The sequence below is a fragment of the Helicobacter sp. genome, assembly GCF_017502485.1.
Lineage (GTDB): Bacteria > Campylobacterota > Campylobacteria > Campylobacterales > Helicobacteraceae > Helicobacter_B.
Genome location: NZ_JAFVUX010000002.1, coordinates 1 through 1,504, shown reverse-complemented (window position 1 = coordinate 1,504; position 1,504 = coordinate 1). Strand labels below are relative to the sequence as shown.

Annotated in this window: 3 protein-coding genes; all 3 read right to left on the bottom strand. The window is 36.3% G+C overall.

The features are described 5' to 3' along the window. Positions 1-527 (bottom strand): hypothetical protein (locus tag IKB69_RS00740; protein ID WP_290945109.1); only part of this gene is annotated, 527 nt, incomplete at its 3' end. A 12-nt stretch (positions 528-539) separates the two neighbouring features. Further along, positions 540-1,097, bottom strand: a complete 558-nt coding sequence (locus tag IKB69_RS00735) for a hypothetical protein (RefSeq protein ID WP_290945107.1) — start codon at positions 1,095-1,097, stop codon at positions 540-542. Between the two features lie 40 nt (positions 1,098-1,137). Next, on the bottom strand, positions 1,138-1,332 hold the full coding sequence (locus IKB69_RS00730) for a hypothetical protein (protein ID WP_290945105.1): 195 nt from the start codon (positions 1,330-1,332) through the stop codon (positions 1,138-1,140). Positions 1,333-1,504: the final 172 nt, after the last annotated feature.

The following is a 1,504-nucleotide window of genomic DNA, read 5'->3' as shown; positions in this document are numbered from 1 at the left end:
TTGTTTGGTGTTAATTGTTTTTCTCTAGTGAGAGCAGCGGATTTTTTGTAGTGCGCAGCAACTTGCGGATTCTTAAACTCCATTTGCTTGTTAAGATTCCTGTCAGAGTAGAATGTTATAATTACATCAGCAAAGGGGGATAGTGGCGGAATGAGACCCTCCCCTTTGTGCTTGTCTATTGCAACTCTAAATCTTACCCCCTTATCATCTTGCCACTTATAGACTTTTCCTGTTTTGTTTTTATTTTCGAGATAAGGTTTTTTAAAAATTTTTAGATACTTCCTTATAGAATTTCCTAGATTTAGTAACTCTTCTAGTGTGATTTCACCTTTGGCACCCTTGTCTAAGTGCATTTTTATGTGTTCAGCACCCCTGCCTTTATCTCTTCTTTCATTGTGCCAGCCCTTAATGTAGTAAATTACTTCGTTGATAATGGCATTTTCTATGAGTTCTACATCTGTTTTAATTGGCGTGGCACTCTTATCGCCAAAAGTTACATTGTAGATTCCGCGCTGTTCGTGTTTCATTGATTATCACTTTTACTTTGAGAGCATTTTCTCTAGCTCTTTGATAAGCTCCATTACAGCAGTCATATCTTTAGGTGGCTTAGTCTCTATGCCTGCTTCTTGCTTCTTATTTTCAAGCAGCTCTTTATACTTAGTCTTAGTGAGATAATTGATCGCTTCAAGGATCGCTCTGTCTAAAGTGCTGCTCTCTTTAAATGCTTCCTTGATATTTTGTGCATTTTCTTCTAGGCTTTCTCTAATGGCGACATAAGCATTAAGTGCTTCATTATTAACTCTCTTGCTAGATATTGCGCTTCTATATGTTTCCATAAGAACATATTCTGCTTCTTTCTTATTGTTTTTTTCTAAAAACATCTCATCAATCAATGCCGACACTAGTGGCATTTTTACTTTATTTGGCTGAAGTTCCCCCTGCTTGTTTCGTATTTCACAAGCACTAGCTATTTCGTCTTTTAGAGTGTTTTCTCTATCTATTTTGAGTAGATCCAACTTGACTTTGTCTTCATAGAGATTAAGCACTTTTGCTACAAGTTCTTTGATTTTTTGGATTTGCTCTTTTGTTACATTCATTGATTGCTCCTTTATTTATTGGGATTGGTATTTGTGGGCTTTAAGCTGTATTTTTAAAGCACGCACACGGAGATTTTTTCATCTCATATCGCTTGGCATCTTTCCAATTTGCACAAGAGGCAAGTAAGCTCGCCAAACAAGCTAGGATAATAAGCAATACAATAAATCTCGCTATTGCTATATTTCTTTGTCTTGGTGTTTTGGCATTCTTTTTACGCAAATGTCTAAATAACATTGATTGCTCCTTTATCGCCCCTTACCTATGTATTTTGCTTTGTTTGGTGTTAATTGTTTTTCTCTAGTGAGAGCAGCGGATTTTTTGTAGTGCGCAGCAACTTGCGGATTCTTAAACTCCATTTGCTTGTTAAGATTCCTGTCAGAGTAGAATGTTATAATTACATCAGCAA

Excerpts from the sequence above, each read along its gene's own strand:
- IKB69_RS00735 (WP_290945107.1), bottom strand. The coding sequence starts at position 1,097 with ATGAATGTAACAAAAGAGCAAATCCAAAAAATCAAAGAACTTGTAGCA.
- IKB69_RS00730 (WP_290945105.1), bottom strand. The coding sequence starts at position 1,332 with ATGTTATTTAGACATTTGCGTAAAAAGAATGCCAAAACACCAAGACAA.